Annotated in this window: 16 protein-coding genes and 1 riboswitch; of the genes, 7 read left to right on the forward strand and 9 right to left on the reverse strand. The window is 39.1% G+C overall.

The genetic code is table 11. The features are described 5' to 3' along the window. The first annotated feature begins 294 nt into the window (after positions 1-294). From B9T25_RS09260 to B9T25_RS09270, 3 genes are all read left to right on the forward strand, one after another. Positions 295-930, forward strand: a complete 636-nt coding sequence (locus tag B9T25_RS09260; RefSeq protein ID WP_086188143.1) for a peroxiredoxin — start codon at positions 295-297, stop codon at positions 928-930. Positions 931-1,557: 627 nt separating this feature from the next. Next, a complete protein-coding gene (locus tag B9T25_RS09265) occupies positions 1,558-2,373 on the forward strand; it encodes an MBL fold metallo-hydrolase (RefSeq protein WP_086188144.1) in 816 nt (271 codons plus the stop codon). Beyond that, complete coding sequence (locus B9T25_RS09270; protein ID WP_086188145.1) at positions 2,370-2,951, forward strand: dual specificity protein phosphatase family protein; 582 nt, start codon at positions 2,370-2,372, stop codon at positions 2,949-2,951. The genes B9T25_RS09265 and B9T25_RS09270 overlap by 4 nt, the downstream gene beginning before the upstream one ends. A gap of 19 nt (positions 2,952-2,970) precedes the next feature. Here B9T25_RS09270 and B9T25_RS09275 read toward each other — a convergent pair whose 3' ends face one another. The 5 genes from B9T25_RS09275 to B9T25_RS09295 all read right to left on the reverse strand — a co-directional run bounded on the left by B9T25_RS09275 (position 2,971) and on the right by B9T25_RS09295 (position 8,426). Next, positions 2,971-4,002, reverse strand: coding sequence for an SPOR domain-containing protein (locus tag B9T25_RS09275; RefSeq protein ID WP_213032993.1), 1,032 nt, complete (start codon positions 4,000-4,002; stop codon positions 2,971-2,973). After that, a complete protein-coding gene (gene folC / locus B9T25_RS09280) occupies positions 3,993-5,276 on the reverse strand; it encodes a bifunctional tetrahydrofolate synthase/dihydrofolate synthase (RefSeq protein WP_086188147.1) in 1,284 nt (427 codons plus the stop codon). Before folC ends, B9T25_RS09275 begins: the two co-directional genes overlap by 10 nt. Beyond that, positions 5,273-6,169 carry an acetyl-CoA carboxylase, carboxyltransferase subunit beta gene (gene accD, locus B9T25_RS09285; protein WP_086188148.1) on the reverse strand — a complete coding sequence of 299 codons (897 nt, stop codon included), beginning with the start codon at positions 6,167-6,169 and terminating at the stop codon, positions 5,273-5,275. The genes folC and accD overlap by 4 nt, the downstream gene beginning before the upstream one ends. Beyond that, on the reverse strand, positions 6,166-6,969 hold the full coding sequence (gene trpA / locus B9T25_RS09290; RefSeq protein ID WP_086188149.1) for a tryptophan synthase subunit alpha: 804 nt from the start codon (positions 6,967-6,969) through the stop codon (positions 6,166-6,168). The genes accD and trpA overlap by 4 nt, the downstream gene beginning before the upstream one ends. A 428-nt stretch (positions 6,970-7,397) precedes the next feature. Next, on the reverse strand, positions 7,398-8,426 hold the full coding sequence (locus B9T25_RS09295; RefSeq protein WP_086188150.1) for an AraC family transcriptional regulator: 1,029 nt from the start codon (positions 8,424-8,426) through the stop codon (positions 7,398-7,400). A gap of 145 nt (positions 8,427-8,571) precedes the next feature. Between B9T25_RS09295 and B9T25_RS09300 the strand changes: the two genes are divergently transcribed. After that, positions 8,572-9,450, forward strand: a complete 879-nt coding sequence (locus B9T25_RS09300; RefSeq protein WP_086188151.1) for a metal-dependent hydrolase — start codon at positions 8,572-8,574, stop codon at positions 9,448-9,450. A 358-nt stretch (positions 9,451-9,808) separates the two neighbouring features. On the opposite strand, the gene B9T25_RS09305 is transcribed toward B9T25_RS09300, so the two are convergent. The 4 genes from B9T25_RS09305 to B9T25_RS09320 form a co-directional block, all read right to left on the reverse strand. After that, complete coding sequence (locus tag B9T25_RS09305) at positions 9,809-10,801, reverse strand: DUF2804 domain-containing protein (protein WP_086188152.1); 993 nt, start codon at positions 10,799-10,801, stop codon at positions 9,809-9,811. Positions 10,802-10,977: 176 nt separating this feature from the next. Beyond that, positions 10,978-11,493, reverse strand: a complete 516-nt coding sequence (locus B9T25_RS09310) for a DUF1543 domain-containing protein (protein WP_086188153.1) — start codon at positions 11,491-11,493, stop codon at positions 10,978-10,980. A gap of 611 nt (positions 11,494-12,104) precedes the next feature. Beyond that, positions 12,105-13,349: a tryptophan synthase subunit beta gene (gene trpB / locus B9T25_RS09315; RefSeq protein WP_086188154.1), complete on the reverse strand. Its 1,245-nt coding sequence runs from the start codon at positions 13,347-13,349 to the stop codon at positions 12,105-12,107. Then, positions 13,330-13,974, reverse strand: a complete 645-nt coding sequence (locus B9T25_RS09320) for a phosphoribosylanthranilate isomerase (protein ID WP_086188155.1) — start codon at positions 13,972-13,974, stop codon at positions 13,330-13,332. The genes trpB and B9T25_RS09320 overlap by 20 nt, the downstream gene beginning before the upstream one ends. Before the next feature lie 156 nt (positions 13,975-14,130). Further along, a riboswitch (cobalamin riboswitch) is annotated at positions 14,131-14,344 on the forward strand. Between the two features lie 36 nt (positions 14,345-14,380). Here B9T25_RS09320 and B9T25_RS09325 point away from each other — a divergent pair. The 3 genes from B9T25_RS09325 (at position 14,381) to B9T25_RS09335 (ending at position 17,911) form a co-directional block, all read left to right on the forward strand. After that, entirely contained in the window at positions 14,381-16,234 is a 1,854-nt protein-coding gene (locus B9T25_RS09325; RefSeq protein WP_086188156.1) for a TonB-dependent receptor plug domain-containing protein, read from the forward strand. Positions 16,235-16,338: 104 nt separating this feature from the next. Next, entirely contained in the window at positions 16,339-16,917 is a 579-nt protein-coding gene (locus tag B9T25_RS09330) for a cob(I)yrinic acid a,c-diamide adenosyltransferase (RefSeq protein WP_086188157.1), read from the forward strand. Positions 16,918-17,191: 274 nt separating this feature from the next. Continuing rightward, positions 17,192-17,911 (forward strand): glycerophosphodiester phosphodiesterase, encoded by a 720-nt coding sequence (locus B9T25_RS09335; RefSeq protein ID WP_086188158.1) that lies wholly within the window; start codon positions 17,192-17,194, stop codon positions 17,909-17,911. Positions 17,912-17,950: the final 39 nt, after the last annotated feature.

The raw sequence follows: 17,950 nt of genomic DNA on the forward strand, positions 1-17,950 counted from the left end.
TCAGTCGTTATTATGGTGCTAGAAATTTGAAGTACAAGGGCTTTAGACAAAACCAATAAAAAAATTCTGCACACTTGTTCTAGCACGTGACAGCCAAGGGAAATCAATGTAACAAATTTTAAACAACCAATATAGTCATAGAATTCGTCATTTATACAGTTTTTACAAATCAAGTCAGGCAGCTATATTCCATATACGCATAAAGAAATACAAAAATGCTATTTTCCTTGGCAAAAAAAATGCGCCATATTCGATCTCAGCAAAGTCCATAACAAATAATTTGAGGCGATAAAAATGACATTACGTTTAGGCGATACTGCACCGAATTTTGAGCAAGACTCAAGTGAAGGTTTGATTAATTTTTATGATTATTTGGGTGATCGTTGGGGAATTTTATTTTCCCATCCCGCTGATTACACCCCTGTATGTACCACTGAACTTGGGTTTACCGCAAAACTAAAAGATGAATTTAGCAAACGCGGGGTGAAAGCCATTGCCCTGTCTGTCGATGATGTTGAATCGCATCAAGGCTGGATTAACGACATTAATGAAACCCAAAATACCACGGTGAATTTTCCCATTCTTGCTGATAAAGACCGTAAAGTTTCTACGCTTTATGACTTCATTCATCCAAATGCCAGTGAAACACTTACCGTGCGTTCTTTAGTGATTATTGACCCAAATAAAAAAGTTCGTTTAATCATTACCTATCCTGCATCGACAGGACGTAATTTCCATGAAGTTTTGCGCGTTGTAGACTCGCTACAACTGACAGATCAGCATAAAGTTGCTACGCCTGCCAATTGGCAACAGGGTGATGATGTAGTCATTATCCCTTCTCTTAAGGATGAAGACGAAATTAAACAGCGCTTCCCTAAAGGCTATACAGCGGTTAAGCCATACTTGCGTTTAACCCCACAACCTGAGTGAGGATAAGTGGAGCACTGCTCCACACGAACACAAGACGAGAAGCTATGCTTCGAGTAAAAACTAAAGTACAAAATAAACGGAGTACGGAGTATAGAAATAAAGCCAGCATCACTCGCTAGAAATATAGGATTAATATGACGAGCCAAATCCTGATTGCTCTACACAACCTGTCTTATGACTAATACTGATCAGTTAAGGGGTTTTACAATTAACTCCTTAGCTTTTTAGTTATTCACGACGGAGTCTTATCGTTTTAAATCAAATTTCTGGAGCTCATTTATTCTTTTGTTTAGCCCAAAGAACCAAAAACATTTGTCACCCGCAAAACTCGTCAAATACCTTTTATTGACCCATTAATCGCAGAAACCCTACGTTTTCAAAGTAATCTTGCCTTGAGCAATAAATAAAGCTGTGCTTTATTTATTGCTCAAGTTGCGGATGACGTTTCCGTGAATTACATAACATCATGAATTTAAAATAAATAAGCCAATCAATTTCTGAACTAACTGGCATTATGTCTTATGACGGGCTTTTCATTTCACTAAAGAGTTGAATTACAAAATCAAGTTGGTATTTATTTTGCAGTCCGTTTATAAATACGCTGACTTAATTTTAAGAATAAATATTGTGATTTATAAGATTCATCATTTACATTGCGGCACCATGTGCCCTGTTTGTGGCCCTCTATTTGGGCAAAAAGGTTTACATGCCAAATTGATTTGTCATTGTCTACTGCTTGAAACAGATCAAGGATTGGTATTGGTGGATACTGGTTTAGGTATACAAGATTATCTACACCCCCAAGTCCGTTTAGGTAATTTTGCTTCACGACTCGGGCGTATAGAACATAATTTAGAACTAACCGCCATTACCCAAATTCAACGCTTAGGTTTTAGCCCTCAAGATGTTAAGCATATTTTAGTTTCGCATCTCGATTTTGATCATGCTGGTGGAATTTCAGACTTTCCGCATGCCACGGTACATGTGCTATCGACTGAATATAATGCGACACAAAGTTTTTTCTCACTCAAAAATAAAGCGCGTTATAAAACCCAACAATTTAAACAACATCGCTACTGGAATTTCATCGAACCAAAGCAAGGCGAAGCATGGTTTAACCTGCACCAAGTCCAAGGATTTCGCTTATTTCAAGATGAAATTTTAATGATTCCATTATTGGGTCATAGCAAAGGTCATTGTGGAATTGCCATTAAGCAGCAAGATGGTTGGCTGTTCTTCTGTGGCGATGCCTATTATTCACATCTACAACTTGACCCCAAGAACAAACTTAGGACTTTAAATAAATTGGAACGCCTTTTTGCTGAAAATAATCCAATGCGTTTAGATAACTTATATAAAATTCAACAACTCGCACAAAGCCAAAAAAATATCGAAATCATTTGTGCGCATGATCCTATTGAATTGGAACGATATCGACCATGATTAAAAGAACCCTATTCGTCATTTTTATCAGTAGCTCAAGTTTGCTCGGATGTGTCACTACACCAACCATTTCAGCAGAACATCGCCCATCAAATTGGGGCAAAGTCATTCATCAAGCAAATAATTTTTATCAAATCAGTGAGCAGTTATTTCGTAGTGAACAACCGAATGCAGAACTGATTCCACAATTAAAAACACAGCATATTGATGCTGTAATTAATTTAAGATCGAGAAATGCTGATCTAGCCGTACTGCCATCAACAGATTTTAAATTGATTCATATTCCAATTGATACGTGGGCAATGAACCGTGAAGATTTATTACAAGTGATGCAGCACATTCAACAAGCACAAACCCGTAATCAAAAAGTATTGATTCATTGCTATCATGGCTCTGACCGCACGGGTGCAAGTATTGCCATGTATCGCATTATTTTTGAAAACTGGCAAACTGAAGATGCACTGAATGAAATGAAACATGGGGGTTATGGCTTTCATCCTGTTTGGATAAATATCGAAAAAATATTTAGCCCTGAAAATATAAAATGGATTCGACAGCAACTGTCAAACCCATCTTAATTTTTTGCTTCAACTCGATTTAGCGTTTATCAAGTGGCATCCAGTCAATCACCCATGCTGATTTCATACCTAGGCTTGTATCACTGGTAATTTTCTTACGTGCTGAATCTGCAACATCTCGATTTTTAGCAGGCCCGACCATAATTCGAATACCTTTCGAGGTTGGGCTCTTGGTGACCTTATAGCCTTTGGCACGTAACTTAGATGCAACTGCATCTGCATTGGCTTCATTTGCTGCCAATGCCACTTGCACCATCCATTGTTTATCACCATTTTCCAATAAATCACGCGCTTTTTCAGCCTCGGCTTTTTTCTTTAAATCTGCCTCATGCTTGGTTTGTGCTTGTTTCTTTTCAGCCTCTTTCTGTTCTGCTTCTTTTCTTGCAGCTTCTTTTCTTGCAGCTTCCTGCTTCTCAGCTGCTTTACGTTTTTCCTCAGCCAGTTGCTGCGCCTTATCCTCCGCTGCTTTTTTCTCAGCAGCTTTCTTTTCAGCTAACTTTTTTTCTGCTTCAACATTACGTTTATCTGCAGCTATTTTTTTATCAGCATCAGTTTGTTGTTGCACTTTTTGCTGTTGTAACTTTTTTTCAGCGCTCAGTTTCTCTTCAGCCAAACGCTTTTGTTTTACTTTTTCATCTTCAATCAGTTCAGGGGGAATATTGTCCGAACTTTGCTGTGCACCTGTACGATGTGCATTCAAAGCCGCATATTCTTCTGCTGCCTTACGTGCTGCTTCTGCTTCTGCTTGTTGCTGCATTACTAAAAACTCTGCTGCACGCGCTTCTTGTTCCGCAACTGATTTTTCACGAGCCCGACGTTGTTCTTCTAGTAAACGTTTTTCAGTTTCAACATCAACTGTTAAAGGTTGAAGCTGAATCATTTCTCCTGCTGTAGCAGGTTTTTGCTGCTCGACTTGGGAAGCACGCTCTGGGGTTTTAAATTCATTTTGATATATTTCGTCTTTACCCTTCAGAAGCAATGCTGCCAATAGAACACCACCACCTAATAAAACAACGCCACCCATCCAACGTTGTGTGCTATTCATTGACATTCTTCCAAATACTCCCATACCGCTTCTAAGGTATGAAATGAACCACATACCAAGATCAGCTGATTATTTTTTGTTTCATTCAGCGCTGATTTAAAAGCCAATTGAACACTTTCAAAGTGTTGTACTGTTTCGCCCCGTAACGCGTCATCAAGCTGTGCTCTTTCCGCTGCTCGTGGAACGGTTAATGCTGCAATTTTCCATGTTAAAACAGTATCTTTCAACAATTCTACGACGGAATTGATGTCTTTATCTGCCAACATTGAAAAAACACTGATCACTTCTGTGTACTGTTTATTGTATTCTAAGAATTTTCGCAACTGCTTTAACAAAAATTTAACACCATGCGGATTATGCCCAGCATCAAAAATAACCGTTTGACCTTGAATTTGACAGATTTCAAAACGACCTTGCAGTTTTGCCTGTTGTATGCCTTGTGCAATAGCTGCTTGGCTAACTGTTAAACCACTCACTAAAATAGCGGCAACTGCGGTGGAAATATTTTCCAGTGCCAAAGAACCAAGTGGAAGTTTTAAAGTCGTGCCTGATGATGCAAACATCCAAGCTTGACCATCTTCGGTATATTGATAAAAATAATCACGCTCTGCCACATAAAGTTGAGCCTGACATTCGTCGACTTTATTTTGAATCGCCTGTGGCAGTGGTTGTAAACCACCAAAAATTACGGGGATATTCGGGCGAATAATGCCTGCTTTTTCAAAGGCAATTTTTTCAATCGTGTCGCCTAACCAATCAATATGATCTAAACCAATATTGGTAATCACAGCCACATCTGGGTCTACAACATTGACCACATCTAGGCGACCGCCTAAACCAACTTCTAAAACCCAAACATCACATTGTTTATTTTTAAAAATCACAAAAGCAGCCAGCGTGGTTGCTTCAAAAAACGATAAGCTTAAATCACACTCGCGACGTGCTTGATCCACTTGTACAAACGCATTGACCAAAGTCTGGTCATCCACTTCAATCCCCGACAACTTCACTCGTTCATTAAAACGGTAAATATGTGGTGATTGATATAAACCGACTTGATAGCCTTGCGCATTTAAAATGGCAGCTAAAGTCGTGGTGGTTGAACCTTTACCATTGGTTCCTGCTACGGTCAGTACTTTTGCCTGTGGTTGTGTCACCCCGAGCTTTTCAGCCACTGGAATGACGCGTTCCAGACCTAAATCAATGCCCGTAACGTGAACATGGCTCCAATAATTGAGCCATGTAGTTAAAGAGTCTGTTGCAAGTGGTGCTGTGTTCAAGGCAAATTCATCAGTTTCGCGACAATACGATAGACTGTATCACGTAATGCGTGACGATGAACAATTTGATCGATTACACCATGATCAAGCAAATATTCAGCACGTTGGAATGGTTCTTCCAATGTTTCACGGACGGTTTGCTCAATCACACGTTTACCCGCAAAACCAATCATGGCTTTAGGTTCAGCAATATGCACATCACCTAACATGGCAAGTGAAGCAGTTACACCACCATACACTGGATGGGTCAATACCACTAAATACGGTAAACCTGCATCTTTCATGCGTTGAATCACTGCTGAAGTCCGTGCCATTTGCATGAGTGACAACATCCCTTCTTGCATACGTGCGCCACCAGATGCAGCGAAGCAGATTAACGGTTGTTTGTCTTTAATGGCACGTTCAGCCGCTTGCACAAAACGGTCACCTACAACCGTACCCATTGAACCACCCATAAAGTCGAATTCAAATGCACATGCAACCAAAGGAATACCTTTCAACAAACCTTGCATTACCACCAATGCTTCAGTTTCACCCGTTTTCTTTTGTGCTTCGGTCATACGGTCTGGATATGGCTTAGTGTCCACAAACTTGAGTGGATCTTTGGCAACAAATTCTTGACCCAATTCATTTTGAACGTGGTCGAAGAACCACGTTAAACGATCTCGCGCTTTCATACGCAAATGTTCGTCACATTGCGGACAAACATAAGCATTAAATGATATGGCTGTACGTGTAACCAGTGCGTGACATTCAGGACATTCAATCGTTGGTTCTGTAAACGTTGCTTTGAGTACAGTTTGCTCATCAGGTGTGTGAATACCCGGAACATGACGTTCCGTCCACGGCGTCGCTGGGCTCAGAATTTTGCCTGATTTCACTTCTTGATTCATACTAACTCATCGAGCGCTGCTCGAAGCTCCTTGACTTTATTAACCGTTTCGACAACGGCTTGTTCTGGCGCTAAGTTCGCAAATTGTTTGACAAAAGCACTACCAACAATCACAGCATCAGCCGCTACACCCATCGCTTTCGCAGAGGCAGCATCACTAATACCAAAACCCACACCAACAGGAATATCAGTCACAGCTTTAATTTTTTGGATACGAGTTGCAGCTTCAGAAACATCTAGCGTTGCTGCACCCGTTACCCCTTTCAAGGACACGTAGTAAATAAAGCCACTGGCTTGATTCGCCACATATTGAATACGTTCATCTGTAGATGTTGGCGCAAGTAAGAAAATTTGATCCATGTTGAATTTTTTCAACACTTCATCTAAATCTTTTGCTTCTTCAGGCGGTAAATCCACCAGAAGTAAACCATCTACACCGCATTCATCGGCATAAGACACAAATTTTTCATAACCGATCACTTCAACGGGATTTAAATAACCCATTAAAACGACAGGTGTTTCTGTGTCTTTTTGACGGAACTCTTTCACCATATTCAAAGCATCTAAGGTATTGGTCCCGCCTGCCAATGCACGTTCTGCTGCAAGGGCAATCACTGGGCCATCTGCCATAGGGTCTGAAAATGGAAGACCAAGTTCAATCACATCTACACCTGCCTCAACCATCTGATGTAACAATGGAACTGTTACTTCTGGGTGAGGGTCACCAGCCATCACATACGAAACCAGCGCCTTACGCTGTTGAGATTTAAGCTGTCCAAAACGAGTGGCTAAACGTGACATAAGGGTATGCTTTCCTTGAATTATTTAAAAACTGAGGAGTTGGCTTTGTAGAAATACAAGACAACGCATTGTAACGTTATTTTTTACTCATTGAATAGAGTCTGAAAATTTCACGCTACATTAGACTAACAATCTCATTTTTTCAGAACAATCCGAGAACACCATTTACTGATATTTACGATTTTTTCTCAATGATCAAAGATGCCTAATTTTGCTATTAAAAAAATAGCCAACATGAAGATAAACTTATTTTTATTGGTAAAAATTTGATAAAAATAAATAAGTTATATTTTAAATTTAATGTTTCATGAAATAGCAAAACCTGCTCTTCACTACACACGATTTTCCTTTTTCTTATTTTCTATGACCTGCGAAGTGACAAAAGAATACGGTATAGCCCCTAAATGTGCTGCTTTATATAGTTCAAGTTACTCTTTCAACTGTTGCTTTCGTTGTAATAAAGTTTGACCACTATAAGCTTTATAAGCACGTGCCAAAGCAGACTGGTCCGAATAACCCAAATATATTGCAATTTCAGTCAAACTGAAATTTTGCAGTAATAATTGCTCACAGCGCTTCATTCGCTCTATTTCAATAATTTTTTTAAAAGATAAATTTTTGTCATTAAGTTGACGTTGTAATGTTCGTGAAGATATATGTAACTCTTCGGCAATTTGGTCAATTTTCGGCACACTATTTTGCAAGCGCAAATATTCAGCCACCCTCATATGTAAATGCTGATCTAAAGTTTCATAACTTAACCTAGAAGCAATCGCTTCTTCAGCTTGTTTGGTGAGTAAATGAATCAGTGAGGGATCGGATTGGTGCGGCTGCAAGTTTAAACTTTCCAAATTCAATACCAGTTGATAATCAGCTTGTTTAAATAACACCTCACAGCCATAAAATTTCTGATAAGGATACACACTCATTTGCGCTGCATGGGCAAAATGGATAGCTCTTAAAATAGGCTGACCCAAACCAAAAATTTGTCGTGCTAATTGTACAATACAGGCAAAAGTCATTTCATGAATCAAGGCATATTTTTCATGAATATTGGGCCATGCCAAATGAATCGCGCCTCCTTGTTGATACACGTGTACCCGCGTTGCCGCAGAACCATCAATGACCAACCGGCTAAAACGCATCATATAGTGAATGACCTCTGCGACGTTATTACTTCTAGATGCCATATAACCTAAAACACCAAAATGCTCAGGTCGTATATGCCGTGCCATATCAAAAATAAGTTGTGGGCAATCTAGATGCTGCTGCGTACGATGGATCACATCTAAAAAAAACGTATAAGATGACTGTGTATCGATAGGCATGCTTAACACGTGACGTAATTGTGCTTGCTCCTGTTGAAGAAAGTCGAGGTTCAATCCATCTAAACCACGTTCTGCCAAATACATTTGCCAGAGTTGAAAATAGCCATTCGGTATCTGTATTTCTTGCATGGCTTTGCTCTATATTTTCAGATTATTTGGACATGGGAACTTTTTATTCTGTCGTCAAATGTATAAAAAATGGCAATTACTGTCAAAACAAAATTCAAAAAGCCCGACATACTGCAATTATCCAAGGCGATTTAAGTAAAACAAAATGAATGCCATTGTCCAATATCAAGCAACTCCCGTAGTTCGTAGCCATCTTGATTTCAAACTGAATGAAGTCCCTCGTTTTTGGTTTGGGGGAGATCCCTTTATTACCCGTATGTTTGATGCATTAAGCCTAACTTTTCCAGATGGCGAACGCTACTTTATTCAATCGGTTCGTCTGTTCCGCGATCAAATTACCAATCCAGATTTAAAGCAACGCGTCGCGGACTTTATTCGCCAAGAAGCGCAACATGGTATCGCCCATGATCAAATGAATCAGGTCATGAAAGAGCAAGGTATGCCTGTTGACCAGTTTATTCAGCGTTTAACTAAAATTTTTAAATTCGAACTAGAAACGCGTTCACCTCAATACAATATTGCCATGACCGCTGCGGCAGAACACTTGACTGCTCTTATGGCAGAAACCTTTTACAATAAAAAAGAGACCCTACGTGAAGCTCATCCTTATGTTCGAGCACTCTTTGCTTGGCATGCGATTGAGGAAATGGAACATCGTGATGTCGCTTTTGATGTTATGAAACAGGTTGGAAATGTGTCTGAATTGACACGTAAATTTACACTTGTATGGACCACAGTACTCATGCTTGGTTTTACCATTTACCGTACCAATGTGATGTTAAGACATGATGGGTTTACACCATTACAACGTCTACAAATGAATATTCGAGGCTTGCCTTGGTTTTTGGGTAGAAATGGCATCTTTATAAGAATGGGCCAGCAATACCGTGATTGGTTTAGCAAAGACTTCCATCCTAGTCAACATCCTGTGATTGCTCAATATGATGTCTGGGTAAAAACCTTAGAAGAAACAGGTGATCCGATTACAGCAGGAGAAGCTTTTTGGCAGGCGGCTAAAGACTAGAAATAATTTATTCATTAAACTTCTTTTAATAAATTGTTTTAATCAATACAAATAGTTCGTAAATTCCAAAAAATGAACTTTAGGAAATATTGGATTCATGAGTGTGGCATGGATGCCACACGTTTCCCATCACGACAAGGATGTCGTGTATGGGGAACAAAAGGTTTTTGGCTACTTTTGACCTTTCAAAAGTAGAGATAATGCCTACGCAAAGGCATAAAAATTGAATCAATCAAATGAGGCAGTGTTGGTTTTAAAGAATCGAATATTGAAAATTTTTTGATTTATGTAAGTTGTCTATTATTGACCAAGTCCAAATTAATTTGGACTTGGTCTTATTATTTATGCTACAGCGTTATTACCATTTGGCGTAATGTTGCTCTAACAAACCATACTCATTTAACAAAACAATTTCTTGCTCATCTTGCTGAATCGTACCGCTAATTTTAGCTTGCCATTGGCTAAATTGACTTCCCACTAATCTTAAATTAAGATTTTCATAGCGTCGCCATCCAGTCTTTATATCCAAATTCAATTTTTCATCGAGTGAGCGAATGGTCCAGTGCCCCTCTTCTTGATGTTGAAATAAAACATCGCTTAATGGATACAAAACCCCATTCACCCACAAACAGTTTTCATTACCAAAACTTTCATTCACCCCAGAAGCTAAATTCAAACCAATACGGTTATTTTGTGAATCCCAGAAATTACACGACAACCAAAACCAAGCCGTTTCTGGGCGCAGAAAACCACAAGTGTCATCCAAAGAAGCAAAAGTTTTTTCATTAAACTGTATCGCTTCCCCCTGCTTATTCATAAAAAAGCCTTCGCAAGCTAAAGTTGTGAGCTTTTGCGTATAAGTCCAGCCATTAATTCCTGTTGGACTACACATACTCAGTGCATCTGTCCCTGCACAGAAAATTCGCGCAGTGAGTTTAATTTCACCGTATTTAGTCACCTGAATATAGCGCACCCCATTGGCATGCTGAATATCAATTTGAAAAGGTGACTTAGAAAAAGAACTTTGATTATAAAGTGGCTGTTCATCAACGACTGTATGACGAGATAAAAAGTTGATTGCATTCCATTCTAAAACTTCATCGGTCATATGGTTATAGATATACACAAAGCCATGCCCTGCCCAAGCAATATCAGCAATGGCTAAACCAATGGTGTAGTGTTCATGTTGAATAGAACAAAATTTGAATTTTTTATATTTTAGCCGCTTACGCCAACCTGTGAGCACTTCGCCATAAGGCGTTTTATATTGATATTTATTTAAATCGATAATTGTTGGAAGAGCACTGAAACGTCCATAATTCGGTTGTCCATTTGATTGAATCAAATCCATTTATCAAATTCCATCTAGCTAAGAGATCATAAATTCCATAATCTTATTATGCCTATAAAAATAGATGAAAACAGTGTAATTAATCGTTATTCATCCAAAATTTACAAAAACTCCATCTCATTCTTTTAAGTTGGTTTACACATAAATAACATTTATTAATCATAAAGATATGCACACTAATCATTGAGCATTAAATATGTGTTTTCCCACTGATTCCCTGAAAACTCACCCTCGATTAATTGTACATAACGACCATGTACCTGATCAATGGTAATACAATCATCTACATCTAATATACGGTCTGTATGTTGTTTTTGCCAATGCTGTGCAAAGTGGGCTTTGCCCTGTTGTTTGGCCACCATTGTATTTTGTGCAACCACTAAAACATAGCGATGCAATTCACCAAACTCACGTGCATCGTAACCACCTAAGTTAATCAAATAGAGTTTTTGATCGGCTTGCTTCGGCGCAGCATCAGTAAATTGAATTTGATAATTTTTGCCTTCAAATGTCACACCATAAATCTGTGCCCAAGCATCGATATGTAAACCTTTTTGTTCGCCAAACCATGCATTTTTCAGTTGTGGATACACGCCTTCAAGCGAATCACCAACGGCTAAAACCACATCATGCACTTCTGTATTAGCACGGGCATGACGACCGCCGAGCATGACGATAAATAGGCTGGGCATTAGATTCCCTCTATTCAATAATTTCTCTTACATCGCAAAATAATTAATCATTTACGAGACAGAAAACATACTTTTCCAACAAAAACATTAATCTAAATGATACACGCCAAACCCATCAGCAACTGTTCGAGTCAGACTAAAATTAAATAAATCATGTTTTTGCGAAGTATAAATCACATGATGATATTCGACGAGTTTTGCTGATGAATCGTATTTTGGTTACTTTTTTAAAAGTAACATTACGAACTCCTACAATCAGATGAATAAACGGTAAGACTCCGTCATGATAAAAATAATGATAGATTAAAAGTATGGGAGACGCGGAGGCGACATGGATGTCGCCGTTTTACTGTGCTGCAAGGATGCAGCATCAGTAAAACAAATGGTTTTGCTTACTTTTGCCAAAACAAAAGTAAGCTATTTCCTACGCAAACCAATCACAATTCATCACTTAAAATGAGGAAGTGCATTTATCAATTTTCCCTCTTTTAAATGACCTAAGCCATTTTCATTAAAGTAAATAAAAGAATCGTGCTGAGCTTTCACCCAACACGATTCTTTAAATCCTCCTCTCCAAGCCTTCCCCAAATAGGGAGGCTTCAAAGAAGTAATTACATCTCAACCATTTCCACGCCATCAATACGCGCAACTGTCATTAAATCTTTATCACCACGACCTGAAACCGTCGCAATAATAATTTGATCCTTCGACATGGTTGGCGCAAGTTTAGTCACATATGCCATTGCATGTGAACTTTCAAGCGCAGGAATAATCCCTTCAATTTGCGTCAAATCACGGAAGCCTTGTAATGCTTCTTGGTCATTAATCGGCACATATTCAACACGGTGCATGTCTTTTAAGAAACTGTGTTCAGGACCGACACCCGGATAATCTAGACCAGCAGAAATCGAATGCGTTTCAACAATCTGACCTTGATCATCTGACATTAAATAAGTACGGTTACCGTGTAATACACCCACGTGACCTGCGTTCAATGGCGCAGAATGTTTACCTGTTTCAATGCCATAACCTGCCGCTTCAACACCATACATTTTCACATCTGAATCATTCAAGAATGGATAGAACAAGCCCATTGCATTTGAACCACCACCTACACATGCAACCAATGCATCAGGTAGACGACCCGCTTGTTCTTGAATTTGACGACGTGCTTCACGGCCAATAATCGATTGAAAATCACGTACCAATTGTGGATATGGATGTGGCCCTGCAACTGTACCAATCACATAATAAGTTGAGTCTACATTGGTGACCCAGTCACGCATCGCTTCGTTCATGGCATCTTTGAGTGTTTTAGAGCCACTTTCTACTGGAACAACTGTTGCACCAAGCAAACGCATACGATAGACATTCATCGCTTGACGTTTTACGTCTTCTGCGCCCATAAACACAACACATTCAAGACCTAAACGTGCGGCAATCGTTGCGGTTGCTACACCATGCTGACCTGCGCCAGTTTCCGCAATAATTCGTTTTTTACCGGAAAGTTTGGCAAGAAGTGCCTGACCAATGGTGTTATTTATTTTGTGTGAACCTGTATGATTCAGGTCTTCACGTTTTAAGTAAATTTGTGCACCACCTAATTCTTTTGACCATCGTTCAGCATGATAAAGTGGACTAGGACGACCGACATAGTAGGCTAAGTCACGGTCGAATTCAGCCAAAAACTGGGCATCATTTTTCATGCGGAAATAGAGTTTTTCTAAATCTTCTAAAGCCGCCATCAGCGTTTCTGACACAAAACGCCCACCATGAATACCGAAATGCCCACGCTCATCGGGGAATTGGGTATAGTCAACGACCTGACTGTTCTGACTAACACTTTGCTGATCCACGTTGGACTCCTTGCATAAATCGTTCAATGAGTTGTTGGTCTTTGATACCTTTTGCGGACTCTACGCCTCCGCTGACATCGACTGCGTAAGCCCCAGTCGTCTTGATAGCGTCTTCAATATTTTCAGGCTTTAAGCCGCCTGCCAAAATTAAAGGAATATTCAGTTTTGGGAACTGTGCCCAATCGAATTGGTGCCCTGTTCCGCCTTTAAGCTCAGGATGCCAAGCATCCAACAATACTGCGCTCGCACCGACGTGTTGATAGCTTTTTATCACTTCTACAATATCTAAATCAGGTTTAACCTGAATGGCTTTATACCAGCGACGACCTATTTGTTGCGCAATCACCTGACATTGTTCAGGTGTTTCATCACCATGAAATTGAATCATGTCTAATGGTACTTGTTGCAAGACCTGTGCAATTTCGTCACCTGTTGCATTGACAAATAAGCCAACCGTTTGCACATAAGCAGGTACGTATTTTACAAGCTCTTTTGCTTGTTCAATTGTGACACTGCGTGGGCTCGGTGGATAGAAGACAAATCCAATGGCATCTGCACCTGCCTGTACAACAGATTGAATATCTTGAATTCGTGTAATTCCGCAAATTTTGGCGCGCGTTCGCATACAGTCTTGGCTCTGGTTTTAGCTCTATTTAAGCCCAATTTATAAGCTGTATATAAATCTTGGGCGAATCATTGTAATGCAATTTTAAAAGCTTGAGTAAAGTTCATCCCGAATATTATTTACATACATTGTGTAATTCACATACAAACTTTATACTTCGCGCAAAATGCAACAAGTCTAAGCATTCGCTTTAGGGAAGTTGGTAAAAATCCAACACTGCCCCCGCAACGGTAAAAATGAAAAGCATATCAATGTAATCTTTTTAAGATTGACACCACTGCACTAAAAGTGTGGGAAGGTGGATATGCAAATATCAACGATTTGATATTACATTTAAGTCCGGAAACCTGCTTGTTGCTCCTTTAACTCAATCATTCACGGGGGGTGAATGTATGGAGCGTAAAACATGTCTACTCTTTTTCAACCTACTGCGCTTGTAGGCGCTATTGCTATTGCAATGGGTTTCTCCGTATCTGCACAAGCAAATACAAATTCCTCTGTTAATACATCTTTAGAAACTTTGGTGGTTACTGCCTCTCGTTCTGAAGAAAAAATTGAAAATATTCCAGCACGAATTAATATTATTGAGCCTAAAATTCTGGAGCAATCTCCAATTGCATCTTTACCACAACTGCTACAAACAGATGCCTCTATTAATATGGTGCAAAGCGGTGGTTATGGACAAATAGCATCCATCTTCTTACGTGGTACGAACTCTAACCACACCTTACTTTTAAGAGATGGTGTTCGTCTCAATTCAAATACCTCTGGTACTGCATCTTTGCCTTTTATTGATACCACTGATATTAAACAGATTGAGGTACTAAAGGGCCCTGCTTCTGTTTTATATGGTACAGATGCAATTGGTGGTGTAGTACAACTTATTTCAAAAACACCTGAAAAAACATCTGCATTTGTTACAGGTGAAATTGGTGAAAATAACACTTATAAATCTGTTATTGGTGCTGATTTAGCCGAAAATGGTTTCTATGCCCAAATTCGTGGTCAACGTTTAGAAACTGATGGTACCGCTGTAACTGATGCAAAAAATAATAAAAAAGCGAGCTTTGATCAAAAAGGCTATAGTGCAAAAGTAGGTGTTGAAAAAGAAAGCTTCGCAGCATCTGTTGATTACAGTGAAAATGAAGGCTATAGCGATTACGATAACTATGGCAACTTAGTTTCTCAAGATTTCAACAATGAGATAATCAACTTAAAAGGTCGTTTAAATATTTTAGACAACATTGCAGTACATGCTCGTCTTTCTCAATATAAAGATAATATCGACCAAAACAAATCATCAGATTATGTTCACAGCACCACTCAAGAAGCAGAGCTTTATACAAAATGGAAATTTACACCTACACAAAATATTTTAGTAGGTTCAACATTCAAAGATATCAAAGGTGATGTTTATTCTAAGAATCTTTGGGGCGGACAAGATGTTAAATACAATGATTCTGTAGATACGATTGGCTATTTTGCTCAGCATCAATATCAAAACAACGGCTTAGAAACACAAGTTGGTGTTCGCGTTGAAGATAATGAGAAGTTTGGTACGCATACTGTAGGTCAAGGGGCTATTCGCTATCAGATTTTACCGCTTACTAGTATATATGCCAATGTAGGTTCAGCATTCCGTGCACCAACCACCAATGATCTATATGCAATATCTTGGGGTGCAAACCCTGATCTAAAACCAGAAGAAAGCTTCTCTTATGAAGTTGGTGTGGATCAAAAATTAAACTACAATATCAATTTAGGCTTATCTGTTTATCATAATCAAGTGGATAACCTGATTAGTTCTAAAGCAGGAAAACTAGAAAATATCAAGAAAGCCACTTTTACAGGCGGTGAAGCATCATTCAAATGGCAGCAAGATGAGCTGTTTTTAAGTACCACTTATGCTTATGTTCAAGCCAAAGATGATGAAACCAAGAAAGATTTAACTCGTCGCCCACGTCAAAGCCTAACACTTACAACGGGTTGGGATGATGGTGAGTATGGTGTATCAGCTTCTGTTATCGCAAAATCGAATTCAAAAGATTTTGCAGATTACCCATCTACAACACCAACCACCAATCCTGGCTATGTCACCACAAATGTAAATATGTACTGGCAACCAACTCCAATGATCAAATTATTCACAAATATTGAGAACATTGGCGATGTAAATTATAAAACAGCTTACAACGGCAACGGTGTTTACTATGTCAACGGCGGTCGCCTTGCTTCTGCTGGGGTAACTTTCCGTTATTAATTTAACCTAAAGCCTCAAAAATACATTTAAAACAGCGCAGTTTATGGATAATGCTCTGACCGACATTATCCTTTTTTATGACTTTAAAAATTCTAGGAAACACTATGGGCCACCGTTTAAGTAAAATTTACACCCGTACAGGCGATTCAGGCACAACAGGACTTGGCGATGGTTCACGTGTCGCAAAAGATGATTTGCGTATTGTTGCTTTAGGTGATGTTGATGAACTGAACTCATGTATTGGTATTTTACGTTCACAAATTACTGTCAGTTCAATTGAAGACAAAGCAGCTTGGGACAAATCTTTAAGCCTGATTCAACACTGGTTATTTGACCTTGGTGGCGAAGTCTGCATTCCAAACTACAATATGGTCTTACCTGTTGCTGTTGAATTTTTAGAAAATGAAATTGACCGTATGAATGAAGACTTACCCATGCTCAAAGACTTCATTTTACCTGCGGGCACTTTGGCGTGTAGCTATGCACATCAAGCCCGTTCAGTATGCCGCCGTGCAGAACGTAGCCTGATGACCGTACATAGCCGCGACCAAAATATTCAAGCCACTTCACTACAATTACTCAATCGTTTATCCGATTGGTTATTTGTTGCTTCACGTACTTTGCAACGTGCTGAAGGTGGTAGCGAAGTATTGTGGCAAAAAAATATTAATGAGACCATTTGAAATACTATTCATTAAATAACAGTATATTAAATAACCGCAGATCATCCCTCAAACATGTTCCGCGTAAATGCCATTCACAATTGTTCAAAGCATGAGGCGCATTGCACCGCAAGATTAAAATCTGAATGTTTCTGCGATAAATTAACACTCGTAAGAATATTCGACGAGTTTTGTGAATGGCGAAGTTTTACTTGCACTACTTGTAGCTCATTTAACGCTTTAAACTCTCCGACTCCGTCGTAATAATAAAAACGCTGCAATGGAAAAATCAGATATGAAAATTATTGGTCATCGTGGTGCGCGTGGTGAGGCCCCTGAAAATACGTTAGGAGGCTTTCAATACATTCATGATTTAGGCATTCGAGCCGTCGAATTTGACGTTCGCCAACTTAAAGATAGCGAACTGGTAATCATGCACGATGACAATTTTATTCGTACTACAGGTATTAATCAAAATTTGTATGACTGTTCCAGCTCTAAATTACAGCCCTATAATCAAGCATCTATTTGGCCAGATTGGAACAAATTTGAAGTCACGCCCACGCTGCAACAATGCTTAAAAATCATGCACGACTTTGAACACCTTGAAGTTGAGGTCAAAGCCGTCACAACAATGCAACAAGCTGAAAAACTAGTTTCGGAACTACAAAAGCAATTAAGTGGCTTTGAACACACTGCGGTGATCACCAGCTTTGACCTTAAAATCCATCAAGCCTTACAACAGCAACAATCCATCTTCAAACGAGGCTTACTGGTTGAAGATGACATTAAAGAATTGGCTATTGAACAGGCTTTAAGCTTAGGTTGTGGTCAAATTGGCTGGATGAATCAACTTGCAACAGATGACATTATTCAAGCCACACAAAAAGCCCAACTCAACATTAGTGTGTGGACAGTCAATGATATTGAACGTGCAAAGTATCTTCAAAGTTTAGGTATTGATGGCTTAATTACCGACTTTCCAAAAATGATGCTAGAACACTTATCCATATGACATCAACCAGATCGAGTGATGTCATTTTGGGAAATGAAT

It is taken from the genome of Acinetobacter sp. ANC 4470, assembly GCF_002135335.1.
Lineage (GTDB): Bacteria > Pseudomonadota > Gammaproteobacteria > Pseudomonadales > Moraxellaceae > Acinetobacter.